The organism is Fulverythrobacter fulvus, from assembly GCF_037154085.1.
Lineage (GTDB): Bacteria > Pseudomonadota > Alphaproteobacteria > Sphingomonadales > Sphingomonadaceae > Andeanibacterium > Andeanibacterium fulvum.
The window spans coordinates 484,356-507,856 of record NZ_JBANRM010000003.1; the positions used below are offsets into that span (position 1 = coordinate 484,356).

At 61.7% G+C, this 23,501-nt stretch carries 22 protein-coding genes; 16 read left to right on the forward strand and 6 right to left on the reverse strand.

Annotated elements, in window-relative coordinates; all coding sequences use genetic code 11:
* Positions 1-21 precede the first annotated feature (21 nt).
* From WFP36_RS11830 to WFP36_RS11885, 12 genes are all read left to right on the forward strand, one after another.
* Positions 22-792, forward strand: a complete 771-nt coding sequence (locus WFP36_RS11830) for a phosphocholine cytidylyltransferase family protein (RefSeq protein WP_336980704.1) — start codon at positions 22-24, stop codon at positions 790-792.
* Positions 789-2,030, forward strand: coding sequence for a glycosyltransferase family 4 protein (locus WFP36_RS11835; RefSeq protein ID WP_336980705.1), 1,242 nt, complete (start codon positions 789-791; stop codon positions 2,028-2,030). The genes WFP36_RS11830 and WFP36_RS11835 overlap by 4 nt, the downstream gene beginning before the upstream one ends.
* Positions 2,023-3,117 carry a KpsE/RkpR family capsule polysaccharide export protein gene (locus WFP36_RS11840; protein WP_336980706.1) on the forward strand — a complete coding sequence of 365 codons (1,095 nt, stop codon included), beginning with the start codon at positions 2,023-2,025 and terminating at the stop codon, positions 3,115-3,117. The genes WFP36_RS11835 and WFP36_RS11840 overlap by 8 nt, the downstream gene beginning before the upstream one ends.
* Positions 3,117-3,920, forward strand: a complete 804-nt coding sequence (locus WFP36_RS11845; protein WP_336980707.1) for an ABC transporter permease — start codon at positions 3,117-3,119, stop codon at positions 3,918-3,920. The genes WFP36_RS11840 and WFP36_RS11845 overlap by 1 nt, the downstream gene beginning before the upstream one ends.
* Positions 3,917-4,615, forward strand: a complete 699-nt coding sequence (locus WFP36_RS11850; RefSeq protein WP_336980708.1) for an ABC transporter ATP-binding protein — start codon at positions 3,917-3,919, stop codon at positions 4,613-4,615. The genes WFP36_RS11845 and WFP36_RS11850 overlap by 4 nt, the downstream gene beginning before the upstream one ends.
* Entirely contained in the window at positions 4,612-5,493 is an 882-nt protein-coding gene (locus WFP36_RS11855) for an SAM-dependent methyltransferase (RefSeq protein WP_336980709.1), read from the forward strand. Before WFP36_RS11850 ends, WFP36_RS11855 begins: the two co-directional genes overlap by 4 nt.
* Entirely contained in the window at positions 5,490-6,803 is a 1,314-nt protein-coding gene (locus WFP36_RS11860) for a glycosyltransferase family 4 protein (RefSeq protein ID WP_336980710.1), read from the forward strand. Before WFP36_RS11855 ends, WFP36_RS11860 begins: the two co-directional genes overlap by 4 nt.
* Before the next feature lie 110 nt (positions 6,804-6,913).
* Positions 6,914-7,987, forward strand: a complete 1,074-nt coding sequence (locus tag WFP36_RS11865) for a polysaccharide biosynthesis/export family protein (RefSeq protein WP_336980711.1) — start codon at positions 6,914-6,916, stop codon at positions 7,985-7,987.
* Between the two features lie 16 nt (positions 7,988-8,003).
* On the forward strand, positions 8,004-8,831 hold the full coding sequence (locus WFP36_RS11870; protein WP_336980712.1) for a class I SAM-dependent methyltransferase: 828 nt from the start codon (positions 8,004-8,006) through the stop codon (positions 8,829-8,831).
* A gap of 17 nt (positions 8,832-8,848) precedes the next feature.
* On the forward strand, positions 8,849-11,062 hold the full coding sequence (locus tag WFP36_RS11875) for a glycosyltransferase (RefSeq protein WP_336980713.1): 2,214 nt from the start codon (positions 8,849-8,851) through the stop codon (positions 11,060-11,062).
* Between the two features lie 96 nt (positions 11,063-11,158).
* Positions 11,159-12,166 carry a CDP-alcohol phosphatidyltransferase family protein gene (locus tag WFP36_RS11880; RefSeq protein ID WP_336980714.1) on the forward strand — a complete coding sequence of 336 codons (1,008 nt, stop codon included), beginning with the start codon at positions 11,159-11,161 and terminating at the stop codon, positions 12,164-12,166.
* Between the two features lie 133 nt (positions 12,167-12,299).
* Positions 12,300-13,103, forward strand: coding sequence for an IclR family transcriptional regulator (locus WFP36_RS11885; protein ID WP_336980715.1), 804 nt, complete (start codon positions 12,300-12,302; stop codon positions 13,101-13,103).
* On the opposite strand, the gene WFP36_RS11890 is transcribed toward WFP36_RS11885, so the two are convergent.
* Genes WFP36_RS11890 through WFP36_RS11900 form a run of 3 tightly spaced genes read right to left on the reverse strand, consistent with a single transcriptional unit; the run spans position 13,096 to position 15,456 of the window.
* Complete coding sequence (locus tag WFP36_RS11890; protein WP_336980716.1) at positions 13,096-14,646, reverse strand: FAD-binding oxidoreductase; 1,551 nt, start codon at positions 14,644-14,646, stop codon at positions 13,096-13,098. The two genes, WFP36_RS11885 and WFP36_RS11890, sit on opposite strands and share 8 nt — an antisense overlap.
* Positions 14,647-14,665: 19 nt before the next feature.
* Positions 14,666-15,061: a c-type cytochrome gene (locus tag WFP36_RS11895; protein ID WP_336980717.1), complete on the reverse strand. Its 396-nt coding sequence runs from the start codon at positions 15,059-15,061 to the stop codon at positions 14,666-14,668.
* Positions 15,058-15,456, reverse strand: a complete 399-nt coding sequence (locus WFP36_RS11900; RefSeq protein ID WP_336980718.1) for a hypothetical protein — start codon at positions 15,454-15,456, stop codon at positions 15,058-15,060. The genes WFP36_RS11895 and WFP36_RS11900 overlap by 4 nt, the downstream gene beginning before the upstream one ends.
* 265 nt (positions 15,457-15,721) lie before the next feature.
* Between WFP36_RS11900 and WFP36_RS11905 the strand changes: the two genes are divergently transcribed.
* Positions 15,722-17,383: a sigma 54-interacting transcriptional regulator gene (locus WFP36_RS11905; RefSeq protein WP_336980719.1), complete on the forward strand. Its 1,662-nt coding sequence runs from the start codon at positions 15,722-15,724 to the stop codon at positions 17,381-17,383.
* Here the strand turns inward: WFP36_RS11905 and WFP36_RS11910 are convergent.
* On the reverse strand, positions 17,380-18,291 hold the full coding sequence (locus WFP36_RS11910) for a helix-turn-helix domain-containing protein (RefSeq protein ID WP_336980720.1): 912 nt from the start codon (positions 18,289-18,291) through the stop codon (positions 17,380-17,382). The two genes, WFP36_RS11905 and WFP36_RS11910, sit on opposite strands and share 4 nt — an antisense overlap.
* Positions 18,292-18,409: 118 nt before the next feature.
* Between WFP36_RS11910 and WFP36_RS11915 the strand changes: the two genes are divergently transcribed.
* Positions 18,410-19,573 carry a cytochrome P450 gene (locus tag WFP36_RS11915; RefSeq protein WP_336980721.1) on the forward strand — a complete coding sequence of 388 codons (1,164 nt, stop codon included), beginning with the start codon at positions 18,410-18,412 and terminating at the stop codon, positions 19,571-19,573.
* A 70-nt stretch (positions 19,574-19,643) separates the two neighbouring features.
* Here the strand turns inward: WFP36_RS11915 and WFP36_RS11920 are convergent, their stop codons facing one another.
* Positions 19,644-20,342 carry a pirin family protein gene (locus WFP36_RS11920; RefSeq protein ID WP_336980722.1) on the reverse strand — a complete coding sequence of 233 codons (699 nt, stop codon included), beginning with the start codon at positions 20,340-20,342 and terminating at the stop codon, positions 19,644-19,646.
* Positions 20,343-20,454: 112 nt separating this feature from the next.
* Here WFP36_RS11920 and WFP36_RS11925 point away from each other — a divergent pair, with 112 nt between their 5' ends.
* On the forward strand, positions 20,455-21,384 hold the full coding sequence (locus WFP36_RS11925) for a LysR family transcriptional regulator (RefSeq protein ID WP_336980723.1): 930 nt from the start codon (positions 20,455-20,457) through the stop codon (positions 21,382-21,384).
* A 508-nt stretch (positions 21,385-21,892) separates the two neighbouring features.
* On the forward strand, positions 21,893-22,324 hold the full coding sequence (locus tag WFP36_RS11930) for a hypothetical protein (protein WP_336980724.1): 432 nt from the start codon (positions 21,893-21,895) through the stop codon (positions 22,322-22,324).
* A 171-nt stretch (positions 22,325-22,495) separates the two neighbouring features.
* On the opposite strand, the gene WFP36_RS11935 is transcribed toward WFP36_RS11930, so the two are convergent.
* A complete protein-coding gene (locus WFP36_RS11935; protein ID WP_336980725.1) occupies positions 22,496-23,332 on the reverse strand; it encodes an alpha/beta fold hydrolase in 837 nt (278 codons plus the stop codon).
* Positions 23,333-23,501: the final 169 nt, after the last annotated feature.

Genomic DNA, 23,501 nt, shown 5'->3' on the forward strand with positions numbered 1-23,501 from the left:
CTCAAGCACGGTGGAATTGCGGTGGACGCCCTGATCCTGGCAGCCGGCTTGGGAAGCCGGTTGCGCAACCTTTCGGACTGCAAGCCGCTGACGCCGGTTGCCGGTATCAGCCTGCTCGAACTGGGCGTTCGGCAGGCTGCGCGTGCTGGCGCGGGTCGGGTAGTCGTCGTGACGGGACATGAGGCCGCCAGGATCGAAGCTGCCCTGCCCGCGATTTCGCGACAAGCCGGGCTGCCGGTCGAAGCCGTACGTGTGGCGGACTGGTCGCTGCCGAACGGACACTCTGTGCTTGCCGGCGCCAGCGTGGTCGACGGCGAATATCTGCTGACGATGGCAGACCATATCTTTTCCCTGCCGATCCTGCGCGCACTGAAAAGGCAGGGCACCCCCGATCGCGGTGTGACTCTCGCCATCGACCGGAAAACCGATAATCCACTCGTGGATCCTGAGGATGCAACCTGGGTGAAGACCGGACCTGACGGGCGCATTCGCGCTATCGGCAAGACAATCCCGGATTTCGACGCGGTCGATTGCGGCGCCTTCCTCGCAACGCCTGAACTCGCCGAAGCCATCGCGGAAGCCATCGCGATGGGGCTGCCCGGCAGCCTTTCCGATGGAATGCAGCGCCTCGCGGACAGGGGGCGAGCCGCAACCATGGACATCGGCGACGCCTGGTGGATCGATGTGGACGATCCCGCCGCCCACGCCAGGGCGGAAATTGGCGTACGCCTTCACCTTGGCGATGTGTTCGAACAGGCAGGGACGCCTGGGTGTGCAGTTCCCGCATCATGAGCGAACGCCCCCTGCTCCTTGACGTTACGCGGCTGATCTCCCGCAGTTGGACCGGTCGGCGCTCGACCGGCATCGATCGCGTGTGCAACGCCTATCTCGATCACTTCGCCCCACGCGCGCAGGCCGTGGTGCAACACCGGGGCGTGTTCCGGATTCTTACAAAGCGCCATTCCGATGCTCTGTTCGACATGCTGCGCGAAGACGATGCACCGTTCCGTCGCCGCCTCGCCAGCCTTACTCCGGCGGCGATTGCAGCGGGCAAATCGCACGTCGATGGCCACGCCACGACCTATATCAACGTCAGCCACACCGATTTCGATCTCGACAGCCACGTGCGCTGGAGCCAGGCATGCGGCTTCCGCTCAGTCTATCTGATCCACGACCTCATCCCACTGACCCATGGGGAGCACTGTCGCCCTCACGCTATACGCCGCCATCGTGGGCGCGTGCAGAACGCTTTACGCCACGCATCGGGGATCATCGTCAATTCGGCGGCCACAGCAAACGATCTCGCGGGGTTCTCCACGCGGGAAAAGCTTCCTTCGCCACCGGTTCTGGTCGCTCGATTGGCAGGAGCCAGTCTTGCAGTCCGGCCATCCGCACTAGGCACGCAAGAGCCCTATTTTCTGTGCGTCGGTACGATCGAGCCGCGCAAGAACCATCTCATGCTGCTCGATCTGTGGCAAAATCTTGCCGCTCGGATGGGCAAGACGGCGGTTCCCCGGCTGATCATCGTCGGCCAATGGGGTGCCAATTCCGGGGCGGTCCGCCAAAAGCTGCAGGATTGTGCTGGCCTGGGGGACCGTGTGCTCCTGCTGGAGAACTGCGGCGATGCAGCACTGGGCGACTGGATCGCCGGCGCGCGCGCCTTGCTGATGCCCACTCTTGCCGAGGGTTTCGGTCTACCGATGGTAGAGGCGCTGCGACTGGGAACACCGGTCATCGCCAGTGACCTGCCCTGCTTCAAGGAAATCGGAGAGGGTATTCCCACTCTCATCGCCCCTCATGACATCGCAGCATGGGATCGCGCCATCCTCGATTTCATGGCCGACAGTCCCGAACGCCTGCGTCAGCTTGCACTTTTGCGCGCCTATCGCCCTACGAGCTGGAAGTCGCATTTCGCACAGGTGGATAACTGGTTGCCCACTCTGCCCCAGCGCCACCAGCCTCTTGCAGCCGCCGTATGTGATCCATCCGGCGATCCTTCCTTCTCCGAAGCGGGAAGACTCCGTGCTTAAGCGCTTCAAATTCCTCAGCCCGATCTTCGTAGTCACCGTCCTCGTACCGACGGCGCTGGCTGTGCTGTATTTCGGACTGCTCTCGGACGACGTCTATGTCTCTGAATCCCGCTTCGTCGTTCGGAGCCCCAGCCGCTCGGGCATCTCTCCACTCGGAATGGTGCTGAGCGGCGGTGGGCTCACTGGCTCGAGCGAGGAAAGCAACGCAGTCAGCGAATATCTGCAATCGCGCCGAGCGATGGAGGACACTGACCGGGACGGCCTGCTCCGCAGGGCTTACGGCAATCCCGCCATATTCTGGCTGGATCGCTTTGGCGGCTATTCCGGAACCAGTCGGGAAGAACTCTACGAATATTTCCAGGGCAAGCTTGCTGTCGATGACGAGGCGACGACGCAGGTCACCCGCCTGACCGTACGTGCCTATGACCCGAAGCAGGCGCAGACCATCAATGCCCGCCTGCTCAATCAGGCCGAGACTTTAGTGAACAGGCTGTCCGACCGCTCCCGCGCGGACGCTGTCGCGGCCGCCAGCGCCGAACTTGAAGAGGCAAAGAACAGCGCCCGCAAGGCTGCACTGGCACTGGGCCAGTATCGTAACCGCAAGGGGATCATCGATCCCGAGAAGGAAGCCACCGTCCGCCTGCAGATGATTTCCAAACTGCAGGATGAACTCATCGCCACGCGGACGCAGCTTCAGCAGATGCAGGCATTTACGCCGCAGGCGTCGCAAATCCCCTATCTGCGCAAGCGCATTACCTCGCTGGAGGGCGAGATCGGCCAGCAAATGTCGGGCATTGCAGGCGGCACCAACTCACTTTCCTCCAATGCGCCCGAATACCAGCGCCTGCTGGTCGATTCCGAACTAGCCGAAAAGCAGGTCGCGGCAGCACTCGCCTCGCTGGAGGATGCGCGCAGTGAAGCACGCCGCAAGCGGGCCTATGTCGAGCGCATTTCCGACCCGTCCCTGCCCGATTATCCGGCCGAACCGCGCCGCATCCGGGGAATCCTCGCCACGCTCATCCTGGGCCTTCTGGCCTGGGGCGTACTCTCCACCCTGATCGTGGGTATCCGGGAGCATCGAGACTGATGGCCAGCGCAGCAATCAGTCCGCCATCCTTCAGGGAAAGCTGGCGCGTCCAGATGCGTATCCTCGGCGCCCTGCTCGTGCGCGAGATGCTGACCCGTTACGGCCGCCACAATATCGGCTTTCTGTGGCTGTTCGTGGAGCCGATGATCTTCACGCTGGGCGTCACGGCCTTGTGGACTGCGACCAAGTCCGTGCACGGCAGCAATCTGCCGATCGTGGCCTTCGCACTCACCGGCTATTCTAGCGTCCTGCTCTGGCGCAACATGCCCGGTCGCTGCATTGGCGCGCTGTGGAACAATCTTGCTTTGATGTATCACAGCAATATCAAGGTGCTGGACATCTATGTTGCGCGCCTGATCCTTGAATTCGGCGGTGCGACGATCTCTTTTGCCACGCTGAGCGTGGTGTTCATCAGCATTGGCTGGCTCGACCCGCCTCAGGACATACTGAAAGTGGCAGGCGGATGGTTTACCATCGCCTGGTTCGGTTCGGCTCTGGCCATCGCGCTTGGCGCGCTTTCCCACGAAAGCGAACTGGTCGACAAGCTGTGGCATCCGGCTTCCTATCTGATCTTCCCGCTCTCCGGTTCGGCCTTCATGGTCGATGCCCTGCCCAAGCTGGCCCAGGAAATCGTGCTCTACATCCCTATGGTTCATGGGGTTGAAATGGTGCGCGAAGGCTATTTCGGCGCCCGTGCTCATGCCCATTACGATCTGGGCTACGTCCTGCCCTTCTCCTTGGTGCTGACGTTCGTCGCCCTGCTTCTGGTGCGCTGGGTGGCGCGAAGGGTGGTACCCGAATGATTACCCTGCGCGACGTCCGCAAGATCTACCAAACCCGCCATGGGGACAAGCTGGTGCTGAACGGCATCGGCTTTGATCTGGCCAAGGGGGAACGGCTTGGTGTGCTGGGCCGCAACGGTGCAGGCAAATCCACTATGGTGCGCCTTATCAGCGGAGCGGAAAGGCAGACTTCGGGTTCGATCGAGCGGCACATGTCCGTCTCATGGCCCCTCGCTTTCGGCGGTGCCTTCCAGCACATGCTGACCGGAGTGGACAATGTCCGGTTCATCAGCCGCATCTACAAACAGGACTTCGAGCGCAATCTGGCTTTCGTGGAAGATTTCGCCGAGCTCGGGCCCTATCTGCGCGAGCCGGTGCGCACCTATTCATCCGGCATGCGGGCGCGACTGGCCTTCGCCATCTCCATGATCATCGAGTTCGATTGCTTCCTGATCGACGAGATCGGCGCGGTGGGCGACGCACGCTTCCACGAGCGCTGCGATTACGAGCTGTTCGAGAAGCGAGCGGATCGGGCCATGGTGATCATCTCCCACGATGCAGCCTATGTCCGCGATCATTGCACCCGTTTCGCCGTGCTCCACGACGCGAAGCTGGAACTCTATGACGATTTCGAAGCCGCCTATGCCGACTTCAAGGAACTGATCGGCTGGAAGCCGCCGCCCGGCTGGCCTCAAGTGGAGGTTCCGACAGCATGATCGGCCTGCTCTTCAAGCGAAGCCTGCGAGAGGAAGGTGTGCAGATCGACAGTCGGCGCGAACCCGACCTGTTCAGCCCGGTATCGCAGGCCTGCACCCAGCGGCAAATGGCGGAGCCCGCCTATGCCTATTGGTGCGCCCAGATTGCCGAAGAACCACGCACACACCGCAAGCAATGGGAATTCTGCTACATCCTGCAGGTCCTGTGCCGACACGGGATGCTGGCACCGGGACTTAAGGGACTTGGCTTCGGCGTGGGTGGAGAACCGCTAGCCTCCGTCTTCGCCGCCCGCGGCGTCAGCGTGCTCGCCACCGATCTGGAACCCCAGCGCGCGCTCGAAAGCGGCTGGGTCGACACTGCGCAGCATGCCGCAAGCAAAGCGGAATTGAACGCCCGTGCGCTGTGCGCCCCCGAACCATTCGAACGGCTGGTCGATTTCCGCTTCATGGACATGAATGCGATCGATGGAGACCTGAAGGAAGCATTCGATTTCTGCTGGTCCGCCTGTGCGCTCGAGCATCTCGGTTCGATCGAACAGGGGCTCGATTTCATTGCGAACTCGGTCGACTGTCTGCGCCCCGGCGGGCTGGCAGTGCATACCACCGAATTCAACTGTAGCAGCAACCGCGACACGCTGGATCATGCATCCACCGTTCTGTTCCGCCGCAAGGATTTTCTGCACCTGGCAGACCGCCTGGCGAAGCAGGGTTGCGCGCTGGATTTCAATTTCAACCTCGGCAAGCAGCCACTGGACCACCATGTAGACCTGCCTCCCTACAGCGTGGACAATCATCTCAAGCTGCAGATCGGCCGCTGGACCACCACGTCCTTCGGCATAGTCGTGCGCAAAGCCGGTCAGGCAGAGGCCCCTCGATGAAGACGGTCCTCATCGATGGATATAATCTCGGACTGGAAAAGGGCACCGGTGTCGCCACTTATGCCCGCAATCTCAGCCGCGAGATCGGTCAGCTCGGGCACAAGGTGTCAGTGCTGTACGGCAACCGCTCATCCAGTTCGCGGGATCCGTTACTTCGGGAGATCACCTTCTTCGATAGTACGCCCGACCGGCGCAAGGGCGTGCTCAAATGGCTGAACGTGGCGCATCATGCCCTGCGCGGGCCGCTGGGGCGGAGCGCCGTGGACGTGCCGATGACCGGACGGGTCATTTCGCGCAGTTTTGCCGCCCGGATGCCGCATCACGATCGGATTCTCAATTCGCCCGACCTGTTCAGGCGTTCGCAGGATTCTTTTCGTCTCTGGGGCAAGCTGGGCGAGGTCCGTCTGCCGGACACGCCCGATCTGGTGCACTGGACCTATCCCATCCCGCTCCGGGTGCGGCGTTGTCCGAATATCTATACCCTACACGATATCGTGCCACTGCGCCTGCCCTACACGACGCTGGACGACAAGCGCAGCTATCTGAAGCTCATGCGTCGGCTGGACGCCAGCGCTGACCATATCGTTACAGTCTCGGAGAATTCGCGCCGCGACCTGATCGAGATTGCGGGAATTTCGTCCGAGCGGGTAACCAACACCTATCAGTCGGTCAGCATTCCCGCTTCACTGCGCGAAAAGGCGGAAGAGCAGGTCGCCCGGGAAATCGAAGGCTTCGCCGGAACGGCCTATAAAGGATATTTTCTGTTCTTCGGCTCGATCGAGCCCAAGAAGAATGTCGGCCGAATTATCGAGGCCTACCTTGCCAGCACGACCAATGCCCCACTCGTAATCCTCGGGGCTCAGGCATGGAAATCCACTGCCGAACTGCAATTGCTCGATGCCCTTTCCACTCGCGCGGTCAGCGTATCGCGTCACGATGGCACCGCCCGCAAGCAGATCATCCACCTGCCCTATGCTCCCTTCGGCCTCCTCGTCAGCATGATCCGGGGCGCAAGAGCCGTCCTGTTTCCGTCGCTCTACGAAGGTTTCGGCTTGCCGGTACTGGAAGCCATGCTGCTGGGAACACCGGTAATCTGTTCAGACACCTCTTCGCTTCCGGAAGTTGCGGGCGATGCCGCGCTGATGGTCGATCCCTACGATGCGGCCGCCATCAGCGCCGCCATTCGGCAAATCGACGAAGATGCCGACCTGCGCGAGGAGCTAGGTCGGCGCGGGCTGGCTCAGGCCGCGCGTTTCTCTCCCGAGGCTCATCGCGACCGTCTCCACGCCGTCTACCAGAGGTTACTGTGACCCGAACCGCCCGCCGTGCTCCTTCATTAGGCTTTGCAACGCTGCTGGCTGCAGGGGTGGTTCTATCCGGCTGCACATCCTTCGGTGCATCGGGGCCCTCGACTGCATCCGTGCGTTCGAGTGAAGAGAGCAGCTATGCCGAGGGCGATATCCAGATCGTCGAGCTAAACGATCTGGCAGTGAACCGCACGGCAAGCCTTAGTCGCGCGCGCAGCTTTGCCGAAGTTTTCGGAGATAGGGCGCCGACAGACACGGTGATCGGAACGGGCGATATCGTGGACATCGCGCTGTGGGAAGCACCTCCGGCCGTGCTGTTCGGCGCCACCTCGGTCGACGCCCGGCTCGCCGCCAACCCGATGATGGCGCAAAGCGCATCGATCCCCCAGCAAGTGGTGGGCGGAGACGGCACTATCTCCATCCCCTTTATCGGCTCAGTCCCGGCCGCAGGTAGAACACCAGCCCAACTGCAGCGCGAAATTGTCTCCCGCCTCTCAGGCAAGGCGCACGATCCGCAGGCAATCGTCAGGCTGGTACAGAACGAGGCCCGTAACGTGACGATCCTGGGTGAGGTCGCAGTCAGCAGACGTGTTCCCCTCAGCGCGAGAGGAGAGCGGCTGCTCGATGCGCTCGCGGCCGCGGGCGGACCGAAACAGCCAGTCGGCAAGACTACGGTGCAGCTATCGCGCGGAACTGCTGCCGCAAGCATGGCTCTCGACGCGATCATCAAAGATCCCGCACAGAATGTCCGCCTGTCGCCCGACGACGTGGTGACCGTCCTGTTCCAGCCCTACAGCTTCATCGCTCTGGGCGCGGTCAACCAGAACGCCGAAGTGCCTTTCGAAGGTGCGGGACTGACACTGGCCCAGGCTCTCGGGCGCATCGGCGGCCTGCGCGATGAGCGGGCGGATATTCGCGGCGTGTTCGTCTTCCGTCTTGAAGATCCTGCCGCGCTTGCCCCGGAACAAGCCGCTGCCGCGCGGCAAACGGCGGATGGGAAAATTCCCGTGATTTACCGCCTGAACCTGGCCGACGCTTCCAGCTTCTTCACCGCGCAGAACTTCGCGATCCGGGACGACGATGTGCTCTACGTCTCCAACGCCCCGGCGGTCGACCTGCAGAAATTCCTTACGACCGTATCGAACGCCGCCTTCTCGGTGATCGCCGTCGGTAATTCGCTGAACTGATTGGGGCAGAAAGAACATGACTGATACAGGCGACGATGCATTTGAGAATTTCAAGGCGGGCTATGCAAATTTAACCCGCGACGAGATTCAGCAGGACATGGATCGGCGCTACGAAACCGGCGACGCTTATCCGAACCCATCATATTGGATTCACGCCCATCACCGTTCGCTTGAAACCCAGTTTGTCGAACTCATCGGCAACCGGGCCGACGGGAAGGACGTACTCGAGATCGGCTGCGGATCAGGCGGAATTGCGGCCCACCATCTCAAAGCGGCGAGGCACATTCTTGCCACCGACCTCTCCAGCGCCGCAATCGGCATCGCTCGTGATTTCTTCAAAGAGCAGACCAACACGGAATTCATGCAGATCGGCGTGGAAGACATCGGTCAGCTGGGCAGGAAATTCGATGTCATAGTGAGCAAGGAAGTAATTGAGCATCTGATCGACCCGACGGTCATGCTCAATCTAGCCTTTGAAACGCTGAATCCCGGCGGCTGCTTTATCCTCAGCACTCCAAACAAGGATAGCTTGCACCTGAGGGTCAATCGCCTTTTCGGTCGTGAGGATTTTGTCTGCTCTGGAGACCATATTCGGGAATTTACATATAAGGAAATGCAGGATCTGCTCGCCTCCGCCGGTTTCGTTCAGGAGGCTGCCGTGGGCGTGACCCTGCTGCCCTACCACTATGTCGATGGCGTCTTTCCCGACACCATAAGAAACGCAGAGGACTACAACGAAGAGTTCAACGAAATGCTGCAGGAACTGGGGCGACTTGCCGGTCCTGAATATGCGTTCGGATACATCATACGGTGCCGAAAACCGTATGATGTTCTTTCGCGCTGACATTCTCGAGAAGAACCATGGACACCCGGCATATCGCGATCTTGGTCGAAGGCCTCTTCGAGAAAAGTGATTCAATCGGCTACGACGCCATCTTCGAGTACAAGTTGCTCAGCGAAATATACGGCGCAAACCGGGTTACGCTATTTGCCTCACGCTTCGATCCCCAGCGTTATCCCGACGTCGAAGCACATCCTTTCGAGAGTTTCCGCGACTATCTGGAAGCCAATCCCGCGGCGACGGTAATCTACCATTTCTGCGATGGATGGGCTGACCTCGATAATCTCATCCTGTCGTCGAACCGGCAATTCATCGTGCGCTGGCATAACAACACGCCGCCCTGGTTCTATGGCGCAAGCCACAGGCGCTCGGTCGAACGCACAATCAAGGGCTTTCGTACGATTGTGGAATTCGCTCGCCGGGACAACGTCCGTTTCTGGGTGAATTCCAATTTCACTCTCGATCAGCTCAAGGCATTGGGTGGGCGCGCCGAACAGGCTGCGGTCGTCTTTCCCGGCAGCGGCTTTCTCAAGAGTGGAAAGCGGCAGAAACCGGCGGCACGTGCACTCGCGCTCGATGTACCGGCAAGCGACCGGCCGCTTAGGTTGCTCTTCGTCAGCCGGGTGGTCGCACATAAGGGCCACAGACATGTCGTCGGTTTAGCCGGTTACCTTCAAAAGGCATTAGGCAAAGATGTCTCGGTGACATTCATCGGGCGAGACGATCCGGCTTCGGGGTACAGGTCGGAAATCGAACATTTCGGGAATGAGCTGAATGTCGAAGTGTTACTGACCGGCGAAGTCAGCTCCAGCGACTTGAAGGACGCCTATCTCGCCGCAGACGTGTTTGTCTGCTTCTCCGAGCACGAAGGCTTCGGAATGCCCGTGTTCGAGGCAATGCGGCTGGGCGTCCCAGTGTTGTGCTGGGGGCGGACAGCCTTGCGGGAATTGATGCGCGAGCATCCCTTTACACTGGACGATATCGATTTCGCGCGATCGGCCGCCGCTATCGAGCTCCTGGAAGACAAGGCTGTGGTGGAACAGCTGCAAGCGATACAGGCCGATATTCTGGAAACCTATACCAGCCAGGTCATCGCCAGCCAGTTGACCGCGGCACTGGGAGACCGAACTGGGCCGTGGCCGCTGCACGAAATCGAGCAGCCGGACGCGGCACGTTCCATTACCGATAAGCTGGACAAGGCCGTCCGCGTAATGGACCAGTCAGATGCAGCTTCGGATGCACGCAGAGATTTCGGCGACAATCTCGTAACCCTTTACGATATCGAATCCTACGAAGCTTTGCTTGAGGCAGATCGCGGCTTGCACCGTCTGCCGGACCGCAAGCCTGCCGCGGATTATGTCGTCTTCTCTCACCGGGAATTCGTTTCCCCAAATCAGAAGAGATTGGATGAAGGGATCGCTTTTTCGGGGCTGAAAAAACCAACGGACAAAGTCCATGCAATTTATGGCCCGTTCGCCCGCTTCGTGCGCGGATTTTTCTCGGTGGACTTTGAGCTGGAGGCGGAAATGAGCCGCGATCCAGAGACAGAACTGGAACTCGATGTGCTGGCGGAAAACCGGGGAGTCCTGGCCAGTCGCAAGGTCACGGCAGCTCAGTTGAAAAACGGGACTCCAAGGCTGCTCTTTCCCGTGGATTGCGAAGGAGCAGTGCTCGAATTCCGCATTAGGATCAGCCGGGCCGGGAACTGCAATTTCCTGTTCAAGGGTGTGACCATCCGCAACATGCGGGAAAGCATTGCCGATCTGCCTCCTGCCCGAAAGGGCGATTGGCGGACGCCGCAATGGCTCAAGCTGCGGCGCCCACCCCGTCCCGAAGCGAGGCACGTTTCCTCCCGAGCCAGTCAACATTTCGCACAAGGCGACGCAATGCGCGATCGGGCCTGGTGGAACGACGCAGCGGCAGCCTATGCTGAAGGACTGGCGATAGAACCGCGAGCCTTTTCCTATCTCGTCCAGATGGCAAACTGCCTGAAAGAAGCCGAGCGCTTCGACGAAAGCGAGGAGGCCTACCAACGCGCTCTTGCCTTGCGACCCGATGACCGGGACGCAAACCTGCAGATCGGCCGCCTCTATAGGATTAGCGGCAATCCTGAAGCGGCCCATTATCACCTGCTACTGGCAGCCAGCTTCGACCAAACCGTGGCGCAGGCAATGCACGAACTCGCGGCAACAGGCTTCGACATTTCTTCTCTGCCCGACTTGTTCGGGCCATAAGTGGCAGCCGCCCCCATCACACTCATCTTCGCTTCCCCCCTATCGGCGGAGCGGATGATTGCCGGAGTGCCTCTGGCCGCGCGCGCCCTGCGTGAAGTGGCTCTGGCTTTGTTCACCGCGGGGGAGGCCTCCCACTGCCAGATCATCGTGCCGGGCGGATGGAAGCCGAGCGAGCGGTGCCTGGCGGAGGCTGCTCGCCTGGCACCCTCGCTGAAATGGAGCATCACCCAGCAACCCCCTCCCTCGGACTATGCCGGACTATTCCTGTGTGGAGAGGCGCTTGTTCGAGCGGATATCATCTGCGGGGCGCTTGCCCCCGCACGACAGAGTGCAGCTGGCATCGGCCGGCATGGGGACGAGATTCTGGCTCTCTCGCGCAGCCTTTCGAACCATGCACACTTTACCTCCCTTGAGCGCTCGTTGATTGCCGCCACAGGCAAGGCGGCAGACGGGATCGTATCACGCCACCTCAACCGCCCGATATCCCAGGCGATCAGCCGCAGGTTGCTGCGAATTCCCGGCCTTATTCCCATGCACGCCACGGTGGGCACGGCCATGCTCGGCATCGCCATGGCGGCCTGCCTCCTCACCGGCACGCAGGCAGGGCTCATCACAGGGACACTACTGTTTCAGGCTGCTTCGATCTGGGATGGCGTCGATGGCGAAATCGCCCGTGTAACCTTTCGCAGTACAGCCCTTGGCGCAAAGCTTGACAGCCTGATCGACGCGGCGACCAATCTTGCCTTCATTGCCGGACTGGCAGCAAGCCTGTGGCTGCAAGGCGATCGTGTGGCCGCCTTTGCGGGCTTGGGCGGCCTTGCAATGCTGGCTTCGGGGCTCACTTTCATTGGCTTTCGTGCGAGGGCGAACGGGGGGCCTTTCACGTTCGATGCGGTAAAGAACCATTTCCGCAAGCGGTCTTCACGGATCATGCACATCCTCACCGTCATCGCGATGCGTGATTTCTTCGCTGCAGCCTATGCGGTGCTTATCCTGATCGGGCTGGCACGGGAGGCCTTGATGGTCTTTACTGTGGCAACCGCAATCTGGCTTTGCGTGACCATCACCGTGCTTATCCGGACGCGCCGGGAGCGGAGCACCTGAATTCTGCCGATACGTCGGCGGAGGGATGGCAAAGGACCCGTGTCGGCCGGGCAAGCAACATTTTCGACTGGGATTTCGACTTTGAGGATATAAATTCCGTATATTGGAATTCCAATCTTGAGGAGTCCGCGACATGTCATCGGCGCCCAGCGGTTCGGGAGAGCGGCTGCTGCACATGATCCGGCTGATCGCATCGGGCCCGGACGACTTCACCTTGGGCGAATTCGCCGAGCGCGCCGAACTGCCGCTCAGTTCGGTCCACCGGCTGCTCAAGACGCTCGAGAAGGCCGGCTTCGTCGAACGCGGATCGGGCCTGACCTACCGCCACGGCCGCGAGTTGCGGCGTATCGCCTCCCTCATCGTCTCGCGCTTCGATATCGTGCGCTTCGCCCGCCCGCTGCTCGAAGATCTGGTCGAGAGATTTCACGAGACTGCCGTGCTTTCGGTCTATAGCCCGCCCACTCACCGCACGATCATCGCCGACGTGGTGCTCACGCCTCACCCGCTAAGGTTTGCGATCGAGAAGGGCGATAATCTGGCGCTGCCCTGGGGCGCGCTAGGCCACGCGATCCTTGCCTACCTGCCACCCTCGGAGATCGAACTGGTGCTGCGCCGGGAGAATTTCGGCCCCATGACCGGCCGGCCCCGCCCGTCCCGCACGTCATTGGAAACCGAATTTTCCCTGGTCCGCGAAAATGGCTTTGCGGTCTATGAAGACGATCATCTGGACCTGGTGGGCATTGCCGCGCCGGTGTTCAACGGAGAGCAGGAGGTGCTGGGCAGCATCAGCGTGATCCTGCCCACTTCCCGCCACGCCCTGATTGCGCAAGACGACCTCACCCGTGCTGTGCGCGACGCAGCGCAGGAGCTGAGCAGACAGGCCGGACTGGGGGAGGCGCCGCAAAGCGACTTCTCCCCCGCTCATTCGATCAGATGAAGATGCCCGACTTGCCCGGCGCGATGATACCGTTGGGATCGAGCGCGCGCTTGAGCGTCTGATCCACGTCGCGCTTCACCTTGCCGTACAGGTCGGCAGTCTCCTCCATGAAGCCGGTATTCACGCGATAGACCGCATAGCCGCGCTTGCCGAATTCGCTCAGCAGCTTGCCGAAACATTCGTGAGCGCGCGCGGTTTCTGCCGGATCGCTCCGGTCGAACAGCACATCGACGATATGATGCATGTCGCGCATGCCGACGATGAATTCGGCCACGTAATCGAGCCCGTATTCATTGAGGATTTCCTGCGCGAGTTCCATTTGCGCCTTGGTTTCGGAACCCTTGGCCTGCGAGACCGGGGCGAACCACATTGAACCACCGCCGCCGCGCCAGCGATAGAGGCCGAATTCCTGCAGGGTCATGTCACCCTTCATCAGCTGGGCGCGATAGCGGAAGGGTTCGCGATTGCCGGTGTCTTCCTCGGTAATCAGCTTGCCCTTGCCACTCGCCTCCACCGCCTTCTTGACGATGTTCCAGTTGACCTCGACCTGCTCGGCCGTGCCATAGAGCGCGGCATAGACGTTCCAAGCGCCCATGCCTTCCTTCTGCTTGATCTCTTCCAGCACTTCCTTCGGCGTGCTGCCGGTGCCGTCGTAATATTTGGAACGCGGGATAACCGCCGCCGCTTCCCACATCACATTGGCGATAACCGCCGCATTGGGAACGATATTGTTGATCTTCAGCGGGCGCAGCATCTCCACGATCGTGTCGATATCGCCCTCGTCCTCATACTGGATGCAGAACGGCTTATAGGCTGGCGGCTGCGGCATCAGCCAGATGCCCAGCTTGGTCACCACGCCGAAGTTCGACTGCGTGAAGATCCCGTCCAGATAGGGTCCGTAGCCCCATTTGAAGGCCTGCCAGGTGTTCGATTTCTCGACCCCGCCCATGCCGGTGCGCAACACCTCGCCATTGGCGAGAACGACTTCCATGCCGCATTGCATCATGAAGTGCTCGCCATAAGGCGTGTAACCCACGCCCCGGTCGAGAGTGTTGCCCACCGGCCCCGCTATGGCAGAGGGTGCGGGGCATGAGAGCCACAGCGGGATATCGTTTTCCTTCAGGTAGTTCCACAGCTGCTGGTAGGTCACGCCCGGTTCCAGCAGCGCGGTGCACAGCACCGGGTCCACCTCGATGATCTTGTTCATGTGCTTGAGGTCCAGCACGATCTGCCCGCGTGTGCCGGGAGCGGCCGAGCCGTAGCCGAAGTTCCGCCCGGTCGAGATCGGCCAGACCGGCGTCTTGAACTGGTTGCAGATCTTGAGCACGCCCTGCACCTGCTCCACCGAAGTGGCGAGCACGGCGGCGCCGGGCATATGCTTCTCGTCCGCGTCGGACATCATCACCTTGGTATAGGGGGCGAGGTCTTCCTCGCTGGTCAGCACGTTTTCCGGGCCGAGCAGCGCACGCAACTGGCCGAGCGCGGCCTCGAACTGGGCCGGAGAGATGCCCTGCGGCAGGGCGGACTGGGTTGTGTCGGTCATTGTCCTATACTCCTCCGGATCACTGCGCGGGCTGAGTGGGGGCGGGCTGTGCGGGCGCAGCCTGAGTGGCGGGCGCCTTGGATTTCGAAACCATCTCGGCCACGCGGTCGAGCGTCTCGTCGTCGATCATCGCTTCGGTAAAGGCGGGCATGGCCCGGTTGCCGTGGCGCACGAACAGCTTGATCGCTTCTGGCGGAAGATCGCGCCCGAGGATCACCGGGCCCACGCCAGTGGCATGGCAGGCCATACAGGTCTGCTGAAACACCATTTCGGCCTTGTCCTTGGGGATCGATTCCTTGCCGAGATAGGTCAGCTTGCCCTTGTCGCCGGCACTGGCCGTTTCGGAGGACGAACCGCAGGCAGCCAGCGCGACGAGCGCAACCGCAAGCAGGGGATGAGTGACTTTGCGGTTCATGCGAATTTCCTCTCCTGGGGAATGATGCGGGCAGCGATGCCCTTGCCGCCCGGCAGGGCCGCATCGCGCTTCAAGGTGACGCGGGCCATCTGGGCGGCGATGTCGAGCAGGTGATCGTCCGTCGCGTCGAGCCGCAGGACGATAGTACCGGCAGCCTTGCGCAGGCCCTCGGTCATGGCCTGGAGCCGTTCGATCCGCGGCCCATCCAGCAGGATCGCGCGCGGGGGCAGGCCCGTCCTGGGCGCAAGCTCAGCCGAAACGAAATGGGCGGCCCCATCGCCTCCCGCCTGCCAGTGCCGCACGGCAGGAATGGCGCCAGCCGCCGCGACGACGGAAGTGGAGGCAATGAAATGCCTGCGCGAAATTGGTCGGGACAGCACTGTATCTTCTCCCATGCCTTGCCGCCGCGAAACTCCCGGCGGTTTGGAATGAGGGATTGCAAGCGCCGTGCCACTTGGCGCCGCAAAGAACTAAATATATTTATTTCAATATGTTATATATTTTCCATCGAGTGGCACTCGCTCTGCCATGAGAGGAAATCGTTGAATTTCATACAGCACAGGCGCAAGGAACCACCGCAACCGAACGAAATTCGACAGAAGGCTATCCATGCCCGAACGCCCGCTTCCTTCACCCGCCCCCTCTCAGGCGATGCCCGTCATGGCGGACCTTGCCGCAACGCTCCATTTCTCGCCCGAAACCGGCCATATCTGGCTCGCCGGGCGGCGCATGGTCCTGATGCACGAGGAATCCGCCGGGCTGCTGCGCCGCGAAGTGGTCGATGCGGTCGGGCTCGAACGGGCACGCGCCGCCTTCACGCGGCAAGGCTACAATGCCGGAACGATGGATGCGGAAATCGCCGCCCAGGTGCGTCCGCAGACCAGCCTGCACGCAATGTTCTCGGTCGGCCCGCAAATGCATGCGCTGGAAGGGATCGTGCTGTCCGAACAGATCGCCTTTGACGTGAATATCGAGGAAGGGCGTTTTTATTCCGAATATCGCTGGCACCATTCGAGCGAATGCGCCGCCCATCTCAAGCAGTTCGGGCGCGGCCAGATCGCGGCGGGGTGGAGCCAGTTGGGCTATGCCAGCGGCTATGCGAGCGAATTTCTGGGTCGGCCGATCGTCTATCGCGAGGTCGAATGCATCGCCATGGGCCATGAATGCTGCCGCATCGTAGGCCGTCCGCGCGAAGAATGGCCGGATGCGGAAAACGACCTGCGCTATCTGCGCGCAGCCCCGGTCCAGTTGCAGGCCAGCGAGGGCGAAGGGCTGGTGGTGGCCAGCAGGGATGGCAGCGGGCGGCCCGACAAGCTGCTGGTGGGCGCCTCCGCCGGGTTCAATATGGCCTTCGAGAAGACCCGCAAGGTCGCCGGCACGCAGGCGGCCGTGCTGCTGCTGGGCGAGAGCGGCGTGGGCAAGGAAATGTTCGCGCGCAGCCTCCATCTGCTCAGCCCGCGCAAGAACACGCCCTTCATCGCGGTGAACTGCGCCGCCATGCCCGAAACGCTGATCGAGGCGGAACTATTCGGTGTGGAAAAGGGCGCCTTTACCGGGGCCACTTCCAGCCGCCAGGGCAAGTTCGAACGCGCCCATGGCGGCACGATCTTCCTCGACGAGATCGGCACGCTTTCCATGGCGTCGCAGGCCAAGCTGCTGCGCGTGCTACAGGAAGGCGAGGTGGAGCCGATCGGGGGAAGCCATTCCCGCCCGGTCGACGCCAGGGTGGTTGCGGCGACCAATATCAACCTGCGCGAGGCAGTGGCCCGGGGCGAGTTCCGCGCCGACCTGTTCTTCCGCCTCAACGTCTTCCCCATTGCCATTCCCCCGCTGCGGGAAAGGCGCGCGGATATTCCGGTGCTGATGGCCCATTTGCTCAAGCAATTTTGCGCCCGGCACGGAAGGGACGTTTCCGGCTTCAGCGAGGAGGCTGTCTCTGCCATGCTCAGCTATGACTGGCCCGGCAATGTGCGCGAGCTGGAAAACGTGATCGAGCGCGGCGTCATCATGGCCCAGCCCGACATGCCGCTGGGCGTCCATGACCTGTTCACGGCTGGCGAGGAACTGGGCGACACCCGCTATCGGCTGACCAGCAAGGGCGCGGTCGAACGCGCACCGCTGAGCGCGGACGCAAACGCGCAGGACCGCAGCGATATCGGGGCAGAGGCTCTGGAAACCGGCCTCTCGCTCGACGAGATCGAGCATCGCATCCTGCAAAGGGCGCTGGAGACCCATGGCGGCAACCGCACCCGCGCCGCCGCCGCGCTCGGCCTGAGCCGGGCGCAGTTCAATTACCGGCTCAAGACCTATGGCTCCGCCTAGCCCCTTCCCTCGTTGGAGGCCCAGCGCCGCTGGCGGCGAAACTCACTGGCGGTCACGCCCGCCTTGCTCTTGAAGAAACGCGCGAAATAGGCGGGATCGCTGAAACCCAAGCGCCCGGCGATCTGGCTGATGCTGCCGTTGGAATAGGTGAGGTAACGCATCGCCTCCAGCAGCAGGCGAGCCTGGATCACTTCGCCCGGCGCCTTGCCGAAGACCGTGCGGCAAGCGCGAGTGAGCGTGGGTTCGGACGAGCCGAGTTCGCGTGCATAACGGGATACCGGCCAATCGCGGTCGAAGCCCTTGTCCACCAGGCGGCGAAAATCCCTCGCCAAGGCTTCCTGCCGTGTCAGCGCTGGGCGTGCATCGCCCTGCCGCCCCAGAAGGGCATCGCTCGCCGCCAGCAACAGGCCGAATTCGGCAACCAGCACATTGGAAAGCCCGCCCGAAATCGCTGTCGCCAGATCGGTCGCAATCGCCCCCATGATCCAGCGCAACCGCGTCAGATCGCTGCCGTCCGCAAGAAGGCGGGCGATGGTGGCGGCGGGGCGGGCAAGAGCACTTGCCTGAGCGGATTGTCCAAGCCGAGGATCGTGCAGCATCTCCACCGCGAAGGACAGTACCCAGCCCTCGCTCCCCGGTGCGAAATGCAGGGAATGGATGCACTGGCTGGGGATCGCGATCAGCGAATGCGGGGCAAGCGGCACTTCCTCCTCATCCGCGTGGAGCATCCCCGTTCCCTCATCCAGCAGGATGATCTGATGAAGCGTGGAATGGCTATGGGCGGAGATCTCCCATTCGTAGAGACTGGCGCGGGCGGAGATCAGCTCGATATGCAGGAATTCAGGGGCGGGCGGGCCCTCATGCTCGCCATAAAGGCCATATCTGGCGAGATCAGCACCCTTGCCCATCGCAGCCCATGGTCGGCGATTTGATCGAAAAGTGCAAGGCTTTGCCGAAAACCTGCGTCGCAAACAGGGCAGAACGACAGCATAAGAGCACCACAACCCCCATGGAGAGGAACCTGGGATGTTCAGATTCGACCCTTATTCCCCCCTGATCGACGCCAATCCCTTCCCGGCCTACAAGACCCTGCGCGACGACTACCCCTGCTTCTGGAGCGAGGAGGCCGGCATGTGGGTCCTCTCGCGCTATTCCGACATCCTTGCCGCGCTGACCAACTGGAAAGTCTACAGTTCGGCGCAGGGCAATCTGGTGGACGAGTTTCCCGGTCGCGCCGGTGCCACTCTGGGCAGCACCGATCCGCCACGGCATGACCGGCTGCGCGCCCTGATCCAGAGCGCCATGACCAAGCGCGCGCTCGACCACATCATCCATCCGGCCCGCGCCGCCTGCCGCGCCCATCTGGCCTCCGTCCGCGAAGGCGACAGCTTCGATTTCGTCAATGATTTCGGATCGAAGGTGACGGTGGACCTGCTGTTCTACCTCTTCGCCCTGCCCCGCGAGAATGCCGAGGAAGTGCGCGACAATGCGGTGCTGATGGTCCAGACCGATCCGGTCACTCGCCAGAAGACCGAGCAGCACCTCGCCGCCTTCCACTGGATGGCCGACTATGCCGAAAATCTGGTGCAGGAGCGTAAGAAGAACCCCGGCGACGATCTGCTGTCCAACTTCATCACCGCCGAGATCGACGGCGAGAAGCTGCTCGACAAGGAAGTGCAACTGACCATCACGACGCTGATCATGGCCGGGATCGAGAGCCTGTCAGGCTTCCTGGGTATGTTCGCGCTCAATCTGGCGGAATTTGCCGATGCGCGCCGGGCCTTGGTGGCGGACCCCTCCCTCATCCCCGATGCGATGGAGGAATCGCTGCGCTTCAACACCTCTGCCCAGCGGTTCAAGCGCACTCTGCAGCAGGACGTAGAACTGCACGGCCAGCAGATGAAGGCGGGCGATGCGGTGATGCTCTGCTATGGCTCGGCCAATCGCGACGAACGCATGTTCGCCGATCCCGACCTGTACGACATTACCCGCAGGCCCAAGCGCCATCTGGGCTTCGGCGGCGGCGTCCATGCCTGCCTCGGCTCCATGCTCGCCCGCGTGGCGACGCAGACCGTGTTCGAGGAATTCCTCTCCGTCGTGCCGGACTTCACGCGGGTGGACGAGGAACTGAGCTGGGTTCCGTCCTCCAACTTCCGCAGCCCGCAGGCCTTGCGGTTTACGCGGGGCTGACCGGCACGAAGAACATCGCCCTCCCGCCATGCGGAAGGGCGATGCTTCGCTTCAGTGTGCGCTGCCTACCTCAGGCAGCATCGACGAAGACGATTTCGCTATCCTCGATCGCGGTCACCCGCAGCACTTCCAGCTCGCTGATCGCAACGCCGTCACGGGCGTTCACGCGGACATCCTCGATCCGCACTGCGCCCGTCGCCGGGACGAGATAGGCCTTGCGATCCGCGCCCAGCGGATATTCCGCCGTCTCACCGGCCCGCAAGGTCGCGCCCAGCACGCGGGCATTCGTGCGGATCGGCAGTGCTTCATCATCGCCATCGAAGCCGGAGGCCAGCGTCACGAAGGCCCCGGCGCGGTCGCCCCTGGGGAAGGGCTTTGCGCCCCAGCTGGGCGGCTCGCCTTCACGAGTGGGGATGATCCAGATCTGGAAAATCCGGGTCGTCACATCCTCCAGATTATATTCCGAATGGCGGATACCCGTGCCCGCGCTCATCACCTGCACATCGCCGGCTTCCGTGCGGCCCTTGTTACCCAGGCTGTCCTGATGGGTGATCGCGCCTTCACGGACATAGGTGATGATTTCCATGTCGCGATGCGGATGCGGCGGAAAGCCGGTCTGCGGCGCGATCGTATCGTCGTTCCACACACGCAGATTGCCCCAATGGACGCGGGCCGGATCGTGATAGCCCGCGAAGGAGAAGTGGTGATGGGCATCCAGCCAGCCGTGATCGGCAGCACCGAGGGTGGCAAAGGGGCGAAGTTCAATCATTGTCTGTCTCCTTCGGCGGCGCGTCGGCGCCGCTGTTGGACCCCATTTAGGGCTTGCCCGCTTTCCCGATCAGAGGGATAAATTCCGTCCACATGTTCGAGAAAGTTGAAAAGTGAACAATCCCGGCACCCCCACGCTCGATCAGTTGCGCATCTTCCTGGCCATCGTGGATACGGGCAGCTTCGCAGGCGCCGGGCGCAAGCTTAACCGCGCCGTCTCCGTCATCAGCTACGGTATTGCCAATCTGGAGGCGCAACTGGGCCTGCCGCTGTTCGACCGGGAAGGGACACGCAAGCCGCAGCTGACCACGGCCGGACGGGCCTTGCTGGCACAAGTGCGAACCATATCGGACGGGATCGATGGCCTGCGCGCCAAGGTCAAAGGCCTGCTGGACGGGCTGGAAGCAGAAGTGGACCTTGCGGTCGACGTGATGCTGCCCACAGCCCGACTGGCGAAAGTGCTGCGGGACTTCGCCGGGGGATTTCCGACCGTCCAGTTGCGCCTCCATGCCGAAACGCTGGGCGCGATCACTGCCATGGTGCTGGACCGCAAGGCGATCATCGGCATTTCCGGCCCGCTGTCGCTGGGCGTGGAAGGGATCGAGAGCATCGCCGCCGGATCAGTCACCATGGTTCCCGTTGCCGCGCCCGATCATCCGCTAGGCCGCATGGACCTGATATTGCCCGGCGCGGCGCGCGATTTCACCCAGATCGTGCTGACCGACCGTTCGCGTTTTACCGAAGGGCGGGACTTTTCCGTGGTCAGCCCCAAGACCTGGCGGCTGGCGGATCTGGGCGCCAAGCACGCCCTGCTGCGGGAAGGGATCGGCTGGGGCAACATGCCGCTGCACATGATCGAGGACGATCTGATCGCCGGCACGCTGGTGCGCCTTGCCATGCCCGACAATCCGGGCGGGAATTATCGCCTCTCCGGCATCTGGCGCCGGGACGCGCCGCCCGGCCCCGCCGCATCCTGGTTGCTCGACCAGTTCGTTACGCTGGGGCAGAAAGACAGCCAGTTGCCCGGTTTGGGCGACGTCTAGGCAGCGCGGACAGCCTGCGGCCTAGGTCGTAAACCCATAAATGACAGGTACGTTGTGGGGAACTGCCAGTCCCCAGTTCGTCATTCCCGCGAAGGCGGGAACCCAGATCAACGGTTGCCGCTGGGTTCCCGCCTTCGCGGGAATGACGATGGTAATCGACTAAAAGCCTAATCCCACTCGCCACAACCGCTCATCCTGAGCTTGTCGGAAGCGAAGCTGGCCGAAGGCCAACGACACGCGCCAGCGCTTGCCCAACAAAGGGATATGGGGCTAACGGTTTCCCGTGTCCTTCGACAAGCTCAGGACGAGCGGAGATTGGGGATGTCCGCAATGTTGTCGGGTCCGGCAAGTCCGCTTTTGGTGCAGATCGAGGGATAGCCGCCCTTTGCAGTCAGCCTGAACCAAGGGCAGCTGACGAACCGCCTGGCTACTAACCTGATTGACTGGAAAATTGGGGGAAGCGGACATCGCTGTGGCCAGCGTCGTTACCACTTAGTAAGATAGGCTTATGAAACAGCTCGCCGGAATCTACGAGAGGAAGGGCACGCTTTTCGTGCAAGCAGAGCATAAGACCAAAGCCGGATTTTGGATCGCCGATGAGCAAGTGGTTAGCTTACGCGACCCCACCAACGAGGCGTTAGGGCAAACGATCGCGGAGGCGTTGAGGCGATCTCAATCTGATATTCCTACGCCACCTCCCACAGCCCGGCTCGACGAACCCCTATTGCATGCCGCGGAAGTCGCTTCATGGAGTACATTCATGAATGGTACCCGGCATGTTAGTGTATTGCGAGATGACACCTCGTTGAGCGTCACCTCATATCGCAACTTAGGTCGCAAAGAAGGCTTCGAGCCCGGCGCCGATTTACTGCTCGAATACGATTTGTCTGCAACCGCGCTGGGGCAGATTGTCTCGGATTTGATCGGTCGAAGAGCTTAACAACTAACGTCCGCAACGTTGTCGAAACCGGAACGTCAGCTTCTTGGTTGAAACTCTGAAAAGCGGTCATGGAAGCTTGCGCTGGAATCTGCCTACGCCGCCCAGGCTACGCATGCAGGAATGCCGGGCAGGTCTGCACCTGCCCGGCATCCTCAGCTTGAAAACAGGTGCTCAGCCTTTCACGAAAGCCAGCAGATCGGGATTGAGCGTGTCGGCATTCACCGTCAGCATCCCGTGGGAAAAGCCTTCGTAGATCTTCAGGGTCGCATTGGGCCGCAGTTCCGCCTGAAGCAGCGCCGCGTTCCGGTAAGGCACTACCTGATCGTCATCGCCGTGGAGGATCAGGGTCGGGACGGTGATGGCCTTCAGATCGTCGGTCTGGTCCGTTTCCGAGAAGGCCTTGATCCCGTCATAATGGGCCTTTGCGCTGCCCATCATGCCCTGCCGCCACCAATTGTCGATCACGGCGGGCAGTACCTGAGCGCCATCGCGGTTGAAGCCGTAGAAGGGGCCTGCGGCGACATCACGGAAGAACTGCGCTCTGTTTGCCGCCAGCGCGGCGCGGAAGCCGTCGAACACTTCGATCGGCAGGCCGCCGGGATAAAGATCGGTCTTCACCATGATGGGCGGCACGGCGGATACCAGCACGGCCTTGGCCACGCGCCCCTGCGGAATGCCATGACGTGCGACATAGGCCGCAACCTCGCCCCCACCGGTGGAATGGCCGATATGGACGGCGTTGCGCAGATCGAGGTGCTCTGCCACCGCAGCAGCATCGGCGGCGTAATGGGCCATGTCATGGCCTTCGCTCACCTGTGCAGAGCGGCCATGCCCCCGGCGATCATGGGCAATGACGCGATAGCCCTGCTGGAGGAAGAACAGCATCTGCGCATCCCAGTCATCCGACGAGAGCGGCCAGCCGTGGTGGAACATGATGGGCTGGGCATCCTTCGGGCCCCAGTCCTTGAAGAAGATTTCGACGCCATCCTTCGTAGTTACGTAGGCCATGGGACATTCCTTTCGCTTCTCTGGTGCCATCTCGATCGTGGCTTGCCGACAATCCGGAAGAGGTAAACTCCTATCCGTTCGGGCTGATGACAGGTCTAGGCCCGGGCAGTTTCGCGAAACAGTCGTATAAATTCACGCCAGATGTTCTAGAATTTCGAAAAGTTCAGCA